Raw genomic sequence first — 2,116 nt, forward strand, 5'->3', positions numbered from 1 at the left:
GTTCAAATTGAATATAATAAAATGGGTAAATGTAATGTTTGAGATATTTTAAATATGAATAATTTTATTAATCGCCAAATTACAGTATTACCTTTAAACTATACGCAAAAATTAGTATTTAATCCTTTTACGATACCAGGCGGAGTTGGTAAGTTCTTAAACTTTATTTCATTTGGTATTCCATGAGGATGAGTAATTAACCAAGATGAAAAAACTTGACCTAATTTCCAATGACTTAATGGTTTTATGAGTGCTAATATTTATAGCTTTTATAATGATGCATTTTGGTCTGATAACTCAAAAGGGAAAGGTTATTTACCATTTGAAATATTTAGAGAACAAGGTAATGATAAAGTTGGTGCTATCTTTGGTGCTAATGCTACTAGTTTAGGTTTTACTACTTTATTAACTGATAAATTTAAAGGGACTGTTTTAACTAATGATGGTAAACCAACAAGTGAATTAGTTTATTCAACTTATAATTTAAAACAATTAAATCCTAAAACTAACCGAGTTTATTTAATTAATGAAAAAACCAAAGCAGTAGATGCGCAAATAACAGTTAGTGCTAGTGAAAAAGATAATAATTGCGAATTCTTACAAACACCTGATGGAACAAATTGTAGTTATATAATTGATATGTTTTCAATACAAGCCTTATATAAAGGTAATTTTGAAATTATCTTTTATGCTGATAACCCATATACAAATAATGAAGAAGATTATTTACGCTTATCAGTATGGAGTTTTAGAGGTAAAACAAAAAGCGTATTAAACAATTATTTACGCGATATGACAACTAACTATAAAACTAGTTTCTTATTACCACATGATTATGAAATACCAACATTTAATACCCACAATATGGTCTTACCACCAGTGCCATATAACTATCAACCTTATACAAAAGATATTATGCCTTCTGATGTAGTACTACCATTAATAACTAAAATTATTGCACCAGCACAATGTAAAGTGGGAAATTATGAGCCAGTTAATTTATTTGATGATACAGAAGAATATAAAGGTTATTATGAAATAGAAATTGATTTAAAACAAATTGACCCAACAATTCAAAGTATTAGTAAATTTCAAGATGCTTATAAAACAATAGAAATAAGTAATCTTAATAATTTACAAGTTGAATGTGGGCCACCAAATATAGAGAATTTTATTCCTAATAGAAATATTAATTTATCTGCTGGTGAAAATACTTGTAATTATGATTTAGGTTCATTAAATAATATAACTTTAAAACAAACTGGTCGTTCACAAACTGATAAAATTAATTTTCCAAATACTTTTACAATAAAAGATACTAAAGAAATAACTAATGATATTCAAACATTTGAACCTATTGCTTATACTAATGGTTTACCAAGCGAAAATTATCAAAACACTTATTTCACTTACCAAGATAGAGTAGTAATTAAATTTTTACTTCAAATAACAAAATTATCTAATAGTGATAATAATAAAATTAAAGAAACATATATACAAGCATATTATACTAATGATGTAAAATTAAAAATTAGATTTACAAAAGTAATATTTGTTCAACTATTAGAACAAATAATAACTCATTGAAAATATTGAGGTAATTATAAAGATATTGTACTAGATGTTTATAATCCAAATGTTTTAGGTATTAGAAATAAAAACGATAATCCTGTTAAAATTACAATTAAACCAAGATAAAAAATAAAAAAGAGATAGATATTAAATCTCTTTTTTATTCATCCTTAACTTTTAAATTATTTTTTTCATCTAAAACTAATTCAGGTATATTATTATCTAAATTTCAACGATAAACTGATTTAAAATGACTATTATTTTTATCATCTATTCACCTTTTTATTGGCTTATATCCTCAGTTTTGTTTTTCACTTATTAATAAACCCCAAATAACTCTATTTTTAGGAGATAAAACCTGCAATTCAAAATTATTTAATTTATCAATAGTTTTAAAATTATCATTTAAAAACTTAACAATTCTTCAATTATCCTTTTCATCACCACGCCATACTACATAATAATACTTATTATCAACAGTATTAAATGGTTTTTCTTGTGGTGCTATTCATTCTAGATTATCTTTGATTTCTTGATTATCAGT

Annotated in this window: 1 protein-coding gene and 1 pseudogene; one reads left to right on the forward strand and one right to left on the reverse strand. The window is 24.5% G+C overall.

Annotated elements, in window-relative coordinates; translation table 4 throughout:
- The coding region (locus tag EHU54_RS05645) for a hypothetical protein (RefSeq protein WP_400249418.1) at positions 1–1,698 on the forward strand (1,698 nt) is incomplete at its 5' end.
- A 34-nt stretch (positions 1,699–1,732) separates the two neighbouring features.
- On the opposite strand, the pseudogene EHU54_RS05650 reads toward EHU54_RS05645, so the two are convergent.
- Positions 1,733–2,116: pseudogene (locus EHU54_RS05650) on the reverse strand (hypothetical protein); the annotation flags it as partial.

It is taken from the genome of Spiroplasma sp. ald (assembly GCF_044714355.1).
Lineage (GTDB): Bacteria > Bacillota_I > Bacilli_A > Mycoplasmatales > Mycoplasmataceae > Spiroplasma > Spiroplasma phoeniceum.